This window comes from Siphonobacter sp. BAB-5385 (assembly GCF_002261125.1).
In the GTDB taxonomy this organism is placed as follows: domain Bacteria; phylum Bacteroidota; class Bacteroidia; order Cytophagales; family Spirosomataceae; genus Siphonobacter.
The window spans coordinates 1-13,707 of sequence record NZ_NMPS01000206.1 but is presented as its reverse complement, the minus strand read 5'-3'; the positions used below and the strand labels follow the sequence as shown (position 1 = coordinate 13,707).

The following is a 13,707-nucleotide window of genomic DNA, read 5'->3' as shown; positions in this document are numbered from 1 at the left end:
TGATAGTTGATAGTTGATAGTTGATAGTTGATAATTGATAGTTTTACAAATTATATTTCTTTTCGACAAAAGTGTCCATGGGTGTCACCCATGGTTATTCACTTTGAACCCCTTCGGGGTTGGCAGGCTCTAACCCCGAAGAGGTTCTATGTACATAGCCCCGTATGTAATGCGGGGCAGCTACGGTGATTTTAACAATAATCCATGGGTGGTACTCATGGCCACGTACATGGAACCCCTTCGGGGTTAGTGGGGGCTACCGACCTCGAAGGGGTTTAGTGTCATTGACCCCGTATGTAATGTAATGTCAGGTACACGATTGAAACCCTACAACGCTTACGCCACACTCCCCCATACCACCCGTAACACCTTCGAACGCAGACCAATGGTTTCGAAAAAACGTAGCCAGTACAGTTGTTGCGGAGACAGGTGATCCGTGGGCGATTTTACCTCGATAAAATCGTAACCGTTTTCGTCCCAGACGAATAAATCGGGGAAGCCTCGGGTGTGCTCGCGTACATTCGTTGCCATTTCGATCAGTAATCGCTGTAGTAAATGAGCAGGAATCTTCTCAATAGCTGCCCGAATCAGGTTCAGCAGTTCAGGAAACCAGACGACCAAAGGATTGACGATTCCGTACTTCTCCTCGAACATCCCTTCCAGAAACGCCAGCGTATCGGCCGTATTCTCCAATAATTCCAGCCGTTCTACTAAAGCCGGACGACGCTTTTCAAAAAACGTAGGCTTGTAAATATCCGAGGGCGACCGTTGCAGCGGATGGTGAATGGCCGAACTGCCCGCATCGAAAATGATGTCCCAGAACAGCAGTCCGAAAAGTCCATCAAACAGAAAGTTTTCCGTATGGACGGCGTGTTTGCCCTGTTGACGGAAGTGTTCGGCTACCCCCTCTTCCACGCGGTACCGCCAGGTCAGGTCAATGGTTACAGTCTCGGATTTGAGTAACCACTCCGTCGTCGACTTTCGGGCTCTTTTCTTCTGCCCCTGAGCCGTCTGCTGATTCTGAAAATCGATAGCAAAAAACTGCTCTTCAGCATTATACGGGTTAATCATTATTTCTTCCACCAGAGCCGTAGCGGCTTCCGTATCCTTCAGCTTCAGGAGTAAGCGGACCTGTCGTTCACGGGAAGGCGGTACGTTTGTCAGTCGAAAAAGTACCAGTGCTTCTTCCAGCTTTTTCTGCCGCTCCATATACCCCCCCAGCTTCAGAATCAGCCGATCGAGGGAGGGCTGGGCAATTTCTGCCAACGGTGTATGGTTTTCATACCAGTCAAGAAACCAGATATTAATGGCCAGCGGATCGGTTTCGGCGGCTTTCATCAACTGAAAATCTTCTGCTGCCAGCGATACTTTCAGGCGATCTTCAACTTCCTGGCGAGTAGTGAAGTGCGGTACAAACCGGTCCTCATCAAAACGTTCGAAACGAAGATGTCCCAGATCCCGTACTACAAACTCACTCATATCGGCGTGTCGATTACCGAAAAAGAGGAACTTGAACAACATGGTCTGGGCCTCGTAATTGACTTTCACAACGGGTTCGCTTTCCCCAATCAGTACGCATACATCGTCGAAAGGAGCAGCTTCCAGTAACCAGTCGCTGAGTTCTTCTTTCTTCAGACTGGCTTTACCTTTAGTATCGAGTGAGAGCTGTTTGGCAAAACTGAGGACTTCCGTTTTGTTGAAAATGTCGAGTACCTCCCCCGCCCGATTCTGATGGTACGCTGACAGCGGAGCCACAAACCCCTTGCGTTCCAGTTCGAGCAGGGCTTCGCCCCAGTATTCAATTTCCGGATAATTAAGCTTACGAACGCGGAAGAAAGCTACCCTTCGGTTGGTAAACCGAATAAACAGACACTGAGCATCTTCGCTGAGATGATCAAAGTCGTGCAGAAATTCCCGTTCGTCATCGGTAAGCAATTCCAGGTAAAAACGACGAACGAATTCAATTAAATAGCGAAAGTACTCAAGGTAATATTTAGGAGGCAGTTCCAGGCGTTCGGACATAGCAAGAGCTTCGTGGCTTAGAACTAGGATAATGCTTTTTTTGGGGAAAAAGTTTGATTTTCAGCCTGTGGATTGATTGGATCCAACATTACTGAAACGATTACTACCGCTGCGTTTCCTGCCGCAACTCCTCCAGACAGTGCATACACAAACAGCTTCCGTCATACTCCATCACTGAAATGTCACGAATGTATTGCATTTCATTTGGCGTCAGGGCTACGTTCATGCAATCACATTTCAGACTGGCGTTGAGCTTACAGGTGAACAACCGTCCGCAACGCGGGCAACCTTCGATGGCGTGTTTAGACATAGGGAGTTGGTAGTTTTCGGTTTACCGTTTTCAGTTTGAGGCGTTTGCGAACTTTAGTAACGCTCTGGTGAAAGCCCGCTTCCAGAACAGTGAAATTCTGCGTGTAGTTGCATACCCCTAATTATTCACTCCACTGAAAACAGTAAACCGAAAACTGTAAACTAATCCAGAATTCTCACCGGCTTCTTATCCGCGTCAATCGCTACGAATGTAAACGTGCCGTGGATGGCGAGTTCGCGGCCTTCGGCGTACATGCTTTCGACAAAAATCTCCACGCTTACCCGCATACTCGTGTTTCCGACGTGTACGACATTGCCAATCAGCTCCACCAGCATTCCCGCCTGAATAGCCTGACGGAAATCAATGCGGTCGCTCGATACCGTCACCATCGGTTTTCGGGCCAGTCGCGTCGCCGTGATGAAGGCAATTTCATCCATCCACTGCATCGCCATACCCCCGTACAGCGTATCATAATGGTTGGTCGTATTCGGAAAAACAGCTTTAAATACGCGGGTTTCTGCCGCTTTGATTTTTTCTTCTAAAGACATGAGAAATGGGTTTTGAGTTTAGGGTTTAGAGTTTAGGGTTCTGAATCGAATCATGGGCTTATCCGTTATACGCTACGGTCCACGCAACTCAAAACACTAAACTCTAAACCACAAAACCTCTAAACGCTTATCGTCTGCTGGAGCTGCCGGGCGGCGGCTACCATGTTTCGTAAGGCCTGATCGGTTTCGGCCCAACGGCGGGTTTTCAGGCCGCAGTCGGGATTGACCCACAAGTTACGAGCCGGAATCGTACGAAGTGCTTTTTCCAGCAAATGTGCCATTTCTTCCACGCTCGGTACACGCGGTGAGTGAATGTCGTACACGCCGGGTCCGATCTCATTGGGGTACTGAAAGTCCGAGAACGCTTCCAGCAATTCCATCTGCGAACGGGACGTTTCGATGGTAATCACGTCGGCATCCATCCGGGCAATGGCCTCCATGATGTCGTTGAATTCCGAGTAACACATATGCGTGTGAATCTGCGTTTGATCCGCTACGCCCGCAGCACTTAGCCGGAACGCGTCCACGGCCCAGGTCAGGTACGTCGCCCAGTCCGCCCGCCGCAGGGGCAATCCTTCGCGAATGGCGGGTTCGTCAATCTGAATGATCCGGATGCCTGCTTGTTCCAGTTCCTGTACCTCATCCCGAATCGCTAAGGCAATCTGGAAGGCCGTATCCTTACGTGGCTGATCATCCCGGACAAAGGACCATTGCAGGATCGTGACCGGACCCGTCAACATCCCTTTCATATATTTCTCGGTTTTCGATTGAGCGAAGGTCGTCCAGCGTACCGTCATGGCTTCGGGACGTTCTACGTCACCGTAAATAATCGGTGGCTTCACGCAACGACTGCCGTAACTCTGTACCCAGCCGTTTTGGGTGAATACGTAGCCCGTCAGTTGCTCACCGAAGTACTCCACCATGTCGTTACGCTCGAACTCGCCGTGTACCAGCACGTCCAGCCCTACTTCCTCCTGCCAGCGAATGGACCTTTCGATTTCGGTTTCTACAAACGCTTCGTATTCAGCCTGGCTTACTTCGCCTTTCTTATACTTCGCTCGCCATTGCCGCACCTCGTCGGTTTGGGGAAAGGAACCAATGGTAGTCGTGGGGAAGAGTGGTAATTGCAGACTTTCTCCCTGAATTTGCTGACGAATAGCAAAGGTACTATACCGCTCAAAATCATCCGTTTGCACGGCCTGTACCCGCGTTTTAACGGCAGTTTTGTGAATCAGCGGACTCGTCCGGCGACTTTCCAGAGCCACCTGATTTTCCAGCAGTAATCCCTGAGCTTCTCCCTTGGCCAGACGTCCCAGCGTCACTACTTCACCGAGTTTCTGCTTGGCAAAGGCCATCCAGTTTTTGATTTCCGGCGTCAGTACGGCGTCGTTTTTCTCTAGATCCAGGTCATACGGCACGTGCAGCAGGGAGCAGGACGGAGCAATCCAGACGCGATCTTTACCCAGTACGTCCACCGCTCGCTGAATGAACGTCAACGATTGCGTAAAGTCATTTTTCCAGACGTTTCGTCCATCTACTACGCCCAGCGAAAGGATTCGTTGCGAAGTGACAAAACTGGTATCGGCCAGCATGGCTTCCAGTTGTTCGTTGCCCCGTACCAAATCCACGTGCAAAGCCGCTACGGGCAGTTGCAGGGTCAGAGCCAGGTTGGGCTGTATGCTTTCAAAATACGTGGCAACCAGCAAGGACAGCTGAGGTACTGCCCGAGCCAGGTATTCGTAGGCCTGTTGAAAAGCGATTTGCTCATTCTCGGATAAGTCCAGCGTCAGGCAGGGTTCGTCGAGCTGTACCCAGGTCGTACCTCGGGTAGCCAGTTCGCGTAGTACGTCGGCGTACACGGGCAACAAGGGTTCGAGCAGATCAATGCGATGGAAACCCGCTTCTTTTTCTTTGCCCAGCAACAGAAACGATACGGGGCCAAGCAGGACGGGCTTCGTCAGAATACCCATTTGCTTGGCATCCTCAAAGTCGTGAATGATTTTGTCGGAATACCGTTTAAACTGCTGATTTTTCAGAAATTCCGGAACGATGTAATGGTAATTAGTATCAAACCATTTCGTCATTTCCATCGCCTTGATGTCCAGCCCATTCTGCTGAATACCCCGGGCCATAGCGAAGTAGATTTCCAGCTCGCGATTACTCTTGCCGTCAATCAGCGACTGGTAACGCTCGGGTACCGCTCCTACCATCAGGGCCGTATCCAGTACCTGATCGTAAAATGAAAAGTCGTTGGAAGGAATCCACTGGATACCCGCTTCCTGTTGCGTTTGCCAGTTTTGCCGACGGACCTGCCGTCCGGCCCAGAGGAGTTCGTCTTTGGAGATTTTTCCGGCCCAGAATTGTTCGCTGGCCCATTTCAGTTCGCGTTTGCTGCCCACACGGGGGTAGCCCAGGTTGTGCGTAACCATGTTGTTTGTGTTAAAAAAGGGTTTGAAAAAACGCCTCTGAAACACCCAACCCGCCAAAAAAGGTGAATTGTTACGAATGCTTAGGCATACGATCTCCGGCTCACGTTCGTCGCTGAACGTCAGAAGAAGAATACACGTTTTCGACCCCGCTCTGAGCATCAGAACCGGGCGAAGAAACGCCTACAACATTTGTAAAATCAATGCGTGCATCAGGCCTTAGTCGTGAAGGCATGACCATTGAGAAGGTTGGCAAGTCTCCTGGCTTGTACCATGCTGGCCCCCCTTCTCATTCCTCGCGGAACAATGGGAAATTTGGGTAGCACGTGTTTCGCTGCGGCGAAACGGGTACTTACAGTAGCACGTCTGCTCGTGATTTACACACGATTCCTTTTTCATTCCTTGGGGAGCGAAGACCTCCCCACGAAACCAACCATCCGATTGACGGGCATTACAAAGAACGCCGCAAATATAGAGCATAGTTTTTTTAAATACGGAAGCAGAATCTTTTTTAGAAACGACAACGGCCCGCGTACCCAGACTTGCAGCGTATATCTTTTTAGCAAACTTTTAAGAGGTTTCGCTTAAAAACTCGTCAGGTTTAGGGAAGTTTGGCCGAATTTCTAAATTTGTTCCGTTCTTGACTAACGCTTCAGAACTTTGTTACCGCGTGGTCTTACCATTACTCATTTAAACTTCTGATTCTATCTGATGAAGACGCTGAACCAGTACAATTTCGCCGGAAAAAAGGCACTTGTCCGCGTAGATTTCAATGTCCCTTTGAATGACCGCTATGAAATTACTGACGATACCCGCATCAAAGCTACGATCCCCACGATTCAGAAAATTCTGAACGACGGTGGTTCGGTAATCCTGATGTCGCACCTGGGTCGTCCGAAAGATGGTCCTACCGAAAAATATTCGCTCAAACACCTGGTTAATGCCCTGTCGCTGATTTTCAACCGTCCGGTAAAATTTGCCGATGATGCCATTGGTCAGCAGGCTGTAGATCAGGCCGCTAACTTACAGCCCGGTGAAATCCTGCTGCTGGAAAACCTCCGTTTCTACAAAGAAGAAGAAAAAGGAGATGTAGCTTTTGCCGAGAAATTGTCTCGCCTGGGTGATGTTTGGGTAAACGATGCTTTTGGTACAGCTCACCGGGCCCACGCGTCAACGGCGGTAATCGGTCAGTTCTTTACTGACAAAGTAAGCGGTTACGTCATGCAAGCCGAACTTGACAACGCTCAACGGATTCTGGATAATGTAGAGCGTCCGTACACGGCGATCATGGGTGGAGCGAAAATCTCCGATAAAATTCTGGTGATCGAACGCCTGCTGGATAAAGTGGATACGCTGATTCTGGGTGGCGGTATGACCTACACCTTCACGAAAGCCTTGGGTGGACAAATCGGAAATTCCATCCACGAAGACGACAAAATGGAGCTGGCTCTGGAGCTGATTGAAAAAGCGAAAGAAAAAGGTGTAAACCTGCTGATGCCGCTGGATACGGTGATTGCCGATAAGTTTTCCAACGACGCCACCAAAACGACGGTTCCCGCCGGTCAAATTCCCGAGGGCTGGGAAGGTCTGGACATTGGACACCAGTCGATCGTAGTATTCAAAGAAGCCATCCTGAATTCGAAGACGATTCTCTGGAACGGCCCCATGGGCGTATTTGAATTCCCGAACTTTGCTGTAGGTACCAACGCCATTGCGGAGTACGTAGTAACGGCAACCGAAGAAAACGGAGCCTTCTCACTCATCGGTGGTGGTGATTCCGCTTCTGCGGTAAACAATGCCGGATACGGTGACCGCGTAAGCTACGTATCGACGGGTGGTGGAGCTCTGCTCGAATACATGGAAGGCAAAACGCTTCCCGGTGTAGCCGCTCTGGATTAATTTCCTGAAGCTATACCCAAACGACAAAGAGCCGATCCCGTGGGATCGGCTCTTTGTCGTTTATTGCTTGCTTACTCGGCCAGCTTAAACTTTTTCGCCAGAGCAAACACTTCTTTGAACGATTTCGTAGTCAGCTGAGCGTCTTCGAGGGCATTGTGAAATTCGGCGTCTTCCCGTTCCAGTCCAAAATAACCCGCAATGGCTTTCAGACTTAGCGACTTGGGTACAGGTTTGCCATTGGCTTTCAGTACTTCAAAGGTGAAATAGCCGAGCGTATGCAGATCCAGCAGTTTGTTGGAATACGGCCATTTAATTTTCTCTTCCCGGTAGGCGTACCGCAGGAAATTAATATCGTTGATGACGGATTGTCCGCTAATGATAACATCCCGCAGATACTGGGAATTATCCAGCGTCTGGGTACGGCCCCGGAGGCGACCGAGCTTTTCCAGTATCCACTCTTCAAATTGTGGGATGACGTCGTAAATCATGGGAGCGTCGTCGAGATCGCTCAGACTCAGACCGTGAATTTTGGCTGAATATTCCGAGAAAGCTTCTTCGTTTTCCGGATAGACATTCGACAGGTACGTTCCCAGTTCATTCCAGTCATCATCGCACAAAACGGCTCCAATTTGTATGATTTCATTCCAGCCGGGTTCACCTCCGGTCATTTCCAGGTCTAAAACAAGATAAGGCATCGGTTCAAGTTGAGTAGAATTCAAAGATAAGGCAACAGCCCTATTATTCACCGGATTTCGATTCAGGAATCCGTAAACCAGTCATTCCGGGAATTTTGTTCAAATGATTGCGTAGATTATTAGAATAGTACAAAAATATTCAAAACTCTTCAGGCTATTTGTGCGTTAATTTTATAGAAGCCATTAAAGTACGACCGTTTGGTCACAGCCCGAAAAGTACCATGATCTATAAAACACTTATCAACCCCAAGAAACGAATCATTGAGCTTGAAAAAACAATTTTAGATGAAATCGAGCTCAAAAAGACTACTTTTTTATACGCATTCCGGATTTTGTTCGGAGCAGCCATTGCCTGGATGTTACTCGATTTACTGCATATCGAGAAAAAAGAATGGGCACTTATTTCAGTAGCCATCGTCTCCGAGCCTGATTTTGGTGATCTACGTCGCAATACGATTTCCAGGATTATTAATACTATTAGCGGCTGTCTGATTGGTATTGTTTTTATCGTCCTGACGGGTGTTAATATCTTTTCCCTCTTTCTAGCCATTGCGGTAGCCATCTTCATGGGTACACTCATCAAACGGTATCCTTCTAGCTGGAAACTGGCTCCCTCTACGGTAATTGCTGTCATGACGCCAGCGATTTTTCAGCAAGCTTCCTGGCAGGATGCTCTTGAAATTGCCCTTCTCCGTACCTCGGAAGTAACCTTGGGCTGTATTGTCGCCTTTCTGGTCGGCTGGTTTTTCTCCGTGGTAAAGCGGAAGTTTAATTTCTAGGTTTCGGTTCCAGGCCAGGGGTCGAAGCCCCTGGTTACAACAGGGGCCACCCCTTCGGGGTTTACCGGGACGCTGAAATCCTTCGGTAGTGTCAAACTTCTGAAACCTTTCAAACGTTAAACGATCCCTACAAGGCCTTTGGTAACGGACCAGCCCCGCCTGCCTTTTATATGTATTTTCTTCTATCCATTCTTTTTTCCAGGAATTACACGAAACTTGTGGCCGCAGTAAAAATGCCGATCTAAATAGGGTATTACCGCCCTCGATCTGGTCTTTTCTTACAAAAACCAACAACAAGGATGAGTGTATTTAGTCTTGCCGGAAAAACGGCGGCCATTACCGGCGGTGGCAGTGGTATTGGCCGGGCCATTAGTGTCGAATTTGCCAGTCAGGGTGCTCATGTACATATTCTGGATCTGAGTGCGGAAGGGGCTCAGGCGACGGCTCAGGAAATTGAGTCAGCCGGTGGTAAGGTAACCGTACACGCCGTCAACGTAACGAATCAGGGCGAAGTACTGGCCGTTTTCGAGGCCATTGGCTCGCTCGACATTCTGGTCAACAACGCGGGTATCGCCCACGTCGGTAATCTGGAAAAAACGACCGAAGCGGACCTCGACCGTATCTACAATGTTAATGTCAAGGGAGCGTATAACAGCCTCTTTGCCGCCGTGCCAAAAATGAAGGCTAAGGGCGGTGGCGTCATTCTGAACCTGGCGTCCATTGCGGCTCTGGTCGGTATTCCGGATCGTTTTGCGTACAGCATGAGCAAGGGAGCCATTCACGCCATGACCTTATCCGTAGCGAAGGATTACCTGAAGGATAACATTCGTTGCAACAGCATCTCCCCCGCCCGCGTGCATACGCCCTTCGTGGATGGCTTCATCTCGAAAAATTATCCGGGTCAGGAAGAAGAAATGTTCCAGAAACTCTCGGCTACGCAGCCCATCGGTCGGATGGCGAAACCCGAAGAAATTGCTCAGTTGGCTTTGTACCTTTGCTCGGATGCAGCTTCGTTCATTACGGGTGTCGATTACCCAATTGACGGCGGTTTTACTACCTTGAATAACTAGTCTATCTTTTATTAACTCCTCTATTCGCTCATGAAAAAATTACTAACGCTGTTAAGCCTGAGTACGCTTTTGTTTGCCTTTCGGGCCGATAAACCCAAGAAAATCATCTTCTTCGGTGACTCCATTACTCAGGCAGGCGTAAGCCCCACCGGGTACATCACCAAGCTGGCCAGTATGCTGGATAAAAGCAAGTACGAACTGGTGGGTAAAGGCATTGGTGGTAATAAAGTGTACGATTTGTACCTGCGGATGGACGAGGACGTACTGGCTCAGAAACCCGATGCCGTAGTCATCTGGGTGGGGGTGAACGATGTCTGGCATAAAGCTAGCTCGGGCACGGGTACGGATCCCGACAAGTTTGAGAAGTTTTATCAGGCGATCATTAACAAACTCAAGGCTCAGAATATCAAAGTAGCCCTGACGACCCCCGCCTCGATTGGCGAACGCCCGGATAATACCAACCAGCAGGACGGTGACCTGAACCGTTACAGCCAAATCATCCGGAATCTGGCGGCGAAAAACAACCTTCCCGTCGTGGATTTGCGGAAAGCATTCATGGAATACAACCTGAAAAACAATCCGAAAAACGAAGAGAAAGGCATTCTGACGACGGATCGGGTGCACCTCAACGATACGGGCAATCAGTTTGTAGCCGAACAAATGGCGAAAGTAATCGAACAACTGTAAGCTCATTATCTCATCCCGGAAACCCGACATTTCCGGGATGTTTCGTTTCTAAACCGATGAAAAGACTTCTGCTTACCAGCTTTATTTGCCTCTCCTTCCTGCGAATTTCGTTTGGACAAGCGTACCAACCCAGTCCCGAAAACCTGGCGGCCCGGCAGTGGTTTCAGGATGCCCGCTATGGTTTGTTCATTCACTGGGGCGTCTACAGCATTCTGGGCGATGGCGAATGGGCCATGAATATTCAGAACATTCCCGTGTCAGCCTACGAGAAACTGCCTAAGTTCTTTAATCCAACGGCGTATGATGCCAAACGCTGGGTACAGATTGCCAAAAATGCGGGGATGAAATACATCACGCTCACCAGCAAACACCACGACGGCTTTGCGATGTGGCATTCGAACGTTTCGCCGTACAACATCGTGGATGCGACGCCGTACAAAAAAGACGTCCTCAAACAACTGGCCGACGAGTGTGAGAAGGAAGGCATCAAGCTGTTTCTGTACCATTCGCATCTGGACTGGCACCATCCCGATTATTTTCCCCGGGGAAAACCGGACGGCAAACGGGACGGCCTGAATCGGGCGATTTCGAAAAATACCTTCAGTACATGGACGCTCAGCTAACGGAATTACTGAGTGGTTCGTACGGAAAAATTGCCGGAATCTGGTTTGATGGCTGGTGGGATCAGGCCCTGGATGAGCACGAAAAACAGGCCCGCAAAACGCACGTCGACTGGCATTTACGTCGCACCTACGATCTCATTCACCGTCTGCAACCCGCCGCTTTGATCGGTAATAATCACCACGTAACGCCTTTTGAAGGCGAAGATTTTCAGATGTTCGAGCGGGATCTGCCCGGCCAGAATACCTTTGGCTATAATACAAGTTCTGTTAGTCAATTGCCGCTCGAAACCTGCGAAACGCTGAATGGCTCCTGGGGATTCGACCTGCGGGACCAGCGGTACAAATCTCCGGAACAGATCGTCCGGTATCTGGTGGGTGCTGCGGGCCGTAATGCCAACCTGTTACTGAATGTAGGCCCCATGCCCAACGGAGAGATTCAACCCGAATTTGTTGACCGACTCGAAGCCGTAGGCAATTGGCTCAAAACCCATGGTGAAACGATTTATGGCACCCGGGGTGGACTCATTCCACCACAGGAATGGGGCGTGAGTACGAAAAAGGGCGATACTCGTCACTTTCTTCACATCCTGAAGAAGCCCATGACGAATGTTTTGTTCGTTCCCAATTTTACGCCCAAGGTTAATAGTATCACAGCCTTTGAAGGTAAAAAACCGTTGAAATTCAAGCAGCAAGCGGAAGGTTTGTTTGTGTATCTGGACGGCGTAACGATGAGCGACTGGGACACCATTATCGAAGTACAGACAAAGTAAATAAAGGTCTCTGCTCAATGGCCCAAGAAGAAAGTATACCTTTGAGGGACCATACTGAAAGACTAAACGATTCTTTTGCAGTATCTAAACTTGAAATAACGAATGAAACTTTTTCGCTACATCACCGATGAGGATGTTGTACCCGGCATTCTTCTGGACGGAAAAGCGTACAGCTTAGAAGCCTTTTTCGAAGCCCTGGGCGAAGAAACCGGAGCATATGATCTGGACGAAATCTTCTTTGAAGAAGAAGGCCTGTCCGTACTGGAGGACTACCTCGAACAATACGGAACTTCGGAATTGCAAGCTCTGGAAGGTCCGATCGAGTATGCTTCCTGCGTGGCTCGTCCGTCGAAAATCATTTGCATTGGTCTGAATTACGCCGATCACGCGAAGGAAACCAACGCTCCGATTCCTCAGGAACCCATCGTATTCTTCAAGGCTACGACGGCTCTTTGTGGCCCGAACGACGACGTAATCATTCCCCGTAATTCCGTTAAGACGGATTGGGAAGTGGAACTGGCCGTCGTTATTGGTGCGGAATGTAGCTACGTAACGGAAGAAGAAGCTGAGGATTACATCGCCGGATATGCCGTGATGAACGACTACTCGGAGCGGGAGTTTCAGCTCGAACGCGGGGGTCAGTGGGACAAAGGTAAAGGTTGCGACACCTTCGGTCCGATGGGCCCCTACCTGGTAACCCCGGATGAACTCGACGACGTGGATAGTCTGCCGATGTGGCTGAAAGTGAACGGTCAGACGTACCAGAACTCTACAACGGCTCAGATGATTTTCAAAGTACCGCAAATCATTAGTTACCTGAGTCAGTTTATGACATTGCTTCCGGGTGACGTGATTTCAACGGGTACGCCTCCGGGTGTGGGACTGGGCTTTAACCCTCCCGTCTACCTGAAACCCGGCGATATCGTAGAACTCGGTATCGAAGGCTTGGGCGAACAGCGTCAGGTGGCGGTATCCTGGGAGGATGCCTACTAATTGACGATCTTAAAGAATCAATTTTGATCAGGACGTGTTCTCGATGAACACGTCCTTCTTTTTAGTCGATTCACGATGAATATTTCATTTTACAAATACCAGGGTACGGGCAACGATTTCATCATGATTGATGATCGGGCGGGTACCTTTCCCATTGATAAAGAGCGGATTGCTCACTTATGTCACCGACGGTTTGGCATTGGAGCGGACGGACTGATTCTGTTACAAAACGACGAAGCCTACGATTTCCGGATGAAATACTTCAATGCCGACGGCGGCGAAGGTTCCATGTGCGGCAACGGCGGACGGGCTACGGTACGTTTTGCCCATGATTTGGGTGTCATCGGCGATCAGACGCGGTTTATTGCCGTGGATGGTGAACACGAAGCGTTAGTAACCAGCGAGCAGATTTCGCTGAAGATGAGTAATGTCAAAGGGTTGGAAGAACATCCGGACTATGCCTACATGAATACGGGTTCACCCCATGTGGTGGCTTTCAGGGAGAATTTGCAGGACTTTAAGGTGTATCAGGAAGGCTACGCTATCCGGTACTCGGAGGAGTGGGTAAAACGGGGCGGTACGAATGTCAACTTTGTGGAGCAGCAGGGCGATCAACAGCTGTTTGTTCGTACCTACGAGCGGGGCGTGGAGGACGAAACGTATTCCTGCGGCACGGGTGTAACGGCCTGTGCTCTCACGGCTCATGTGAAGCTGGGTATGGAAAGTCCCATTAAGATTAAAGTATTGGGTGGTAATCTGGAAGTGAGCTTCGAACAAACCCGTGCGGATGCTTTTGAAAATATTTACCTGATCGGCCCCGCTGAACGGGTTTTTGAAGGTACGGTGGAGGTTTAGTTGATAGTTGATAGTTGATAGTTGATAGTT

11 protein-coding genes, 1 pseudogene and 1 riboswitch are annotated in these 13,707 nt (G+C 49.4%); of the genes and pseudogenes, 7 read left to right on the top strand and 5 right to left on the bottom strand.

Annotated elements, in window-relative coordinates:
* Window positions 1–336: 336 nt before the first annotated feature.
* The 4 genes from BWI93_RS20320 to metE form a co-directional block, all read right to left on the bottom strand.
* Complete coding sequence (locus tag BWI93_RS20320) at window positions 337–2,022, bottom strand: VRR-NUC domain-containing protein (RefSeq protein ID WP_094814690.1); 1,686 nt, start codon at window positions 2,020–2,022, stop codon at window positions 337–339.
* Window positions 2,023–2,125: 103 nt separating this feature from the next.
* Entirely contained in the window at window positions 2,126–2,332 is a 207-nt protein-coding gene (locus BWI93_RS20315) for a cysteine-rich CWC family protein (protein WP_094814688.1), read from the bottom strand.
* A 161-nt stretch (window positions 2,333–2,493) separates the two neighbouring features.
* On the bottom strand, window positions 2,494–2,880 hold the full coding sequence (locus BWI93_RS20310; protein ID WP_094814686.1) for an acyl-CoA thioesterase: 387 nt from the start codon (window positions 2,878–2,880) through the stop codon (window positions 2,494–2,496).
* 119 nt (window positions 2,881–2,999) lie between these two features.
* Complete coding sequence (metE, locus tag BWI93_RS20305) at window positions 3,000–5,309, bottom strand: 5-methyltetrahydropteroyltriglutamate--homocysteine S-methyltransferase (RefSeq protein WP_094814684.1); 2,310 nt, start codon at window positions 5,307–5,309, stop codon at window positions 3,000–3,002.
* 230 nt (window positions 5,310–5,539) lie between these two features.
* Window positions 5,540–5,755, bottom strand: a riboswitch (cobalamin riboswitch).
* Between the two features lie 262 nt (window positions 5,756–6,017).
* Here metE and pgk point away from each other — a divergent pair.
* A complete protein-coding gene (pgk, locus tag BWI93_RS20300) occupies window positions 6,018–7,205 on the top strand; it encodes a phosphoglycerate kinase (RefSeq protein ID WP_094814682.1) in 1,188 nt (395 codons plus the stop codon).
* 71 nt (window positions 7,206–7,276) lie between these two features.
* Here pgk and BWI93_RS20295 read toward each other — a convergent pair whose 3' ends face one another.
* Window positions 7,277–7,900 carry a PolC-type DNA polymerase III gene (locus tag BWI93_RS20295; protein WP_094814680.1) on the bottom strand — a complete coding sequence of 208 codons (624 nt, stop codon included), beginning with the start codon at window positions 7,898–7,900 and terminating at the stop codon, window positions 7,277–7,279.
* Between the two features lie 221 nt (window positions 7,901–8,121).
* On the opposite strand from BWI93_RS20295, the gene BWI93_RS20290 reads away from it, so the two are divergent.
* The 6 genes and pseudogenes from BWI93_RS20290 to dapF all read left to right on the top strand — a co-directional run bounded on the left by BWI93_RS20290 (window position 8,122) and on the right by dapF (window position 13,677).
* Window positions 8,122–8,679 carry an FUSC family protein gene (locus tag BWI93_RS20290; RefSeq protein ID WP_141217543.1) on the top strand — a complete coding sequence of 186 codons (558 nt, stop codon included), beginning with the start codon at window positions 8,122–8,124 and terminating at the stop codon, window positions 8,677–8,679.
* Between the two features lie 299 nt (window positions 8,680–8,978).
* Complete coding sequence (locus tag BWI93_RS20285) at window positions 8,979–9,749, top strand: SDR family NAD(P)-dependent oxidoreductase (RefSeq protein WP_094814676.1); 771 nt, start codon at window positions 8,979–8,981, stop codon at window positions 9,747–9,749.
* A gap of 30 nt (window positions 9,750–9,779) precedes the next feature.
* Complete coding sequence (locus tag BWI93_RS20280) at window positions 9,780–10,436, top strand: SGNH/GDSL hydrolase family protein (RefSeq protein WP_094814674.1); 657 nt, start codon at window positions 9,780–9,782, stop codon at window positions 10,434–10,436.
* 56 nt (window positions 10,437–10,492) lie between these two features.
* Window positions 10,493–11,829 (top strand): annotated as a pseudogene (locus BWI93_RS29745) (alpha-L-fucosidase).
* Window positions 11,830–11,931: 102 nt separating this feature from the next.
* Window positions 11,932–12,822, top strand: a complete 891-nt coding sequence (locus BWI93_RS20270; RefSeq protein WP_094814672.1) for a fumarylacetoacetate hydrolase family protein — start codon at window positions 11,932–11,934, stop codon at window positions 12,820–12,822.
* 75 nt (window positions 12,823–12,897) lie between these two features.
* Window positions 12,898–13,677, top strand: a complete 780-nt coding sequence (gene dapF / locus BWI93_RS20265; protein WP_094814670.1) for a diaminopimelate epimerase — start codon at window positions 12,898–12,900, stop codon at window positions 13,675–13,677.
* The last annotated feature ends 30 nt before the right edge of the window (window positions 13,678–13,707 follow it).

What these genes read in the sequence shown, in the direction of transcription:
- BWI93_RS20295 (WP_094814680.1), bottom strand. Translation starts at nt 7,900, where the DNA reads ATGCCTTATCTTGTTTTAGACCTGGAAATGACCGGAGGTGAACCCGGC.
- dapF (WP_094814670.1), top strand. Translation starts at nt 12,898, where the DNA reads ATGAATATTTCATTTTACAAATACCAGGGTACGGGCAACGATTTCATC.
- BWI93_RS20285 (WP_094814676.1), top strand. Translation starts at nt 8,979, where the DNA reads ATGAGTGTATTTAGTCTTGCCGGAAAAACGGCGGCCATTACCGGCGGT.
- pgk (WP_094814682.1), top strand. Translation starts at nt 6,018, where the DNA reads ATGAAGACGCTGAACCAGTACAATTTCGCCGGAAAAAAGGCACTTGTC.
- BWI93_RS20315 (WP_094814688.1), bottom strand. Translation starts at nt 2,332, where the DNA reads ATGTCTAAACACGCCATCGAAGGTTGCCCGCGTTGCGGACGGTTGTTC.
- BWI93_RS20290 (WP_141217543.1), top strand. Translation starts at nt 8,122, where the DNA reads ATGATCTATAAAACACTTATCAACCCCAAGAAACGAATCATTGAGCTT.
- BWI93_RS20280 (WP_094814674.1), top strand. Translation starts at nt 9,780, where the DNA reads ATGAAAAAATTACTAACGCTGTTAAGCCTGAGTACGCTTTTGTTTGCC.
- metE (WP_094814684.1), bottom strand. Translation starts at nt 5,309, where the DNA reads ATGGTTACGCACAACCTGGGCTACCCCCGTGTGGGCAGCAAACGCGAA.
- BWI93_RS20320 (WP_094814690.1), bottom strand. Translation starts at nt 2,022, where the DNA reads ATGTCCGAACGCCTGGAACTGCCTCCTAAATATTACCTTGAGTACTTT.
- BWI93_RS20310 (WP_094814686.1), bottom strand. Translation starts at nt 2,880, where the DNA reads ATGTCTTTAGAAGAAAAAATCAAAGCGGCAGAAACCCGCGTATTTAAA.
- BWI93_RS20270 (WP_094814672.1), top strand. Translation starts at nt 11,932, where the DNA reads ATGAAACTTTTTCGCTACATCACCGATGAGGATGTTGTACCCGGCATT.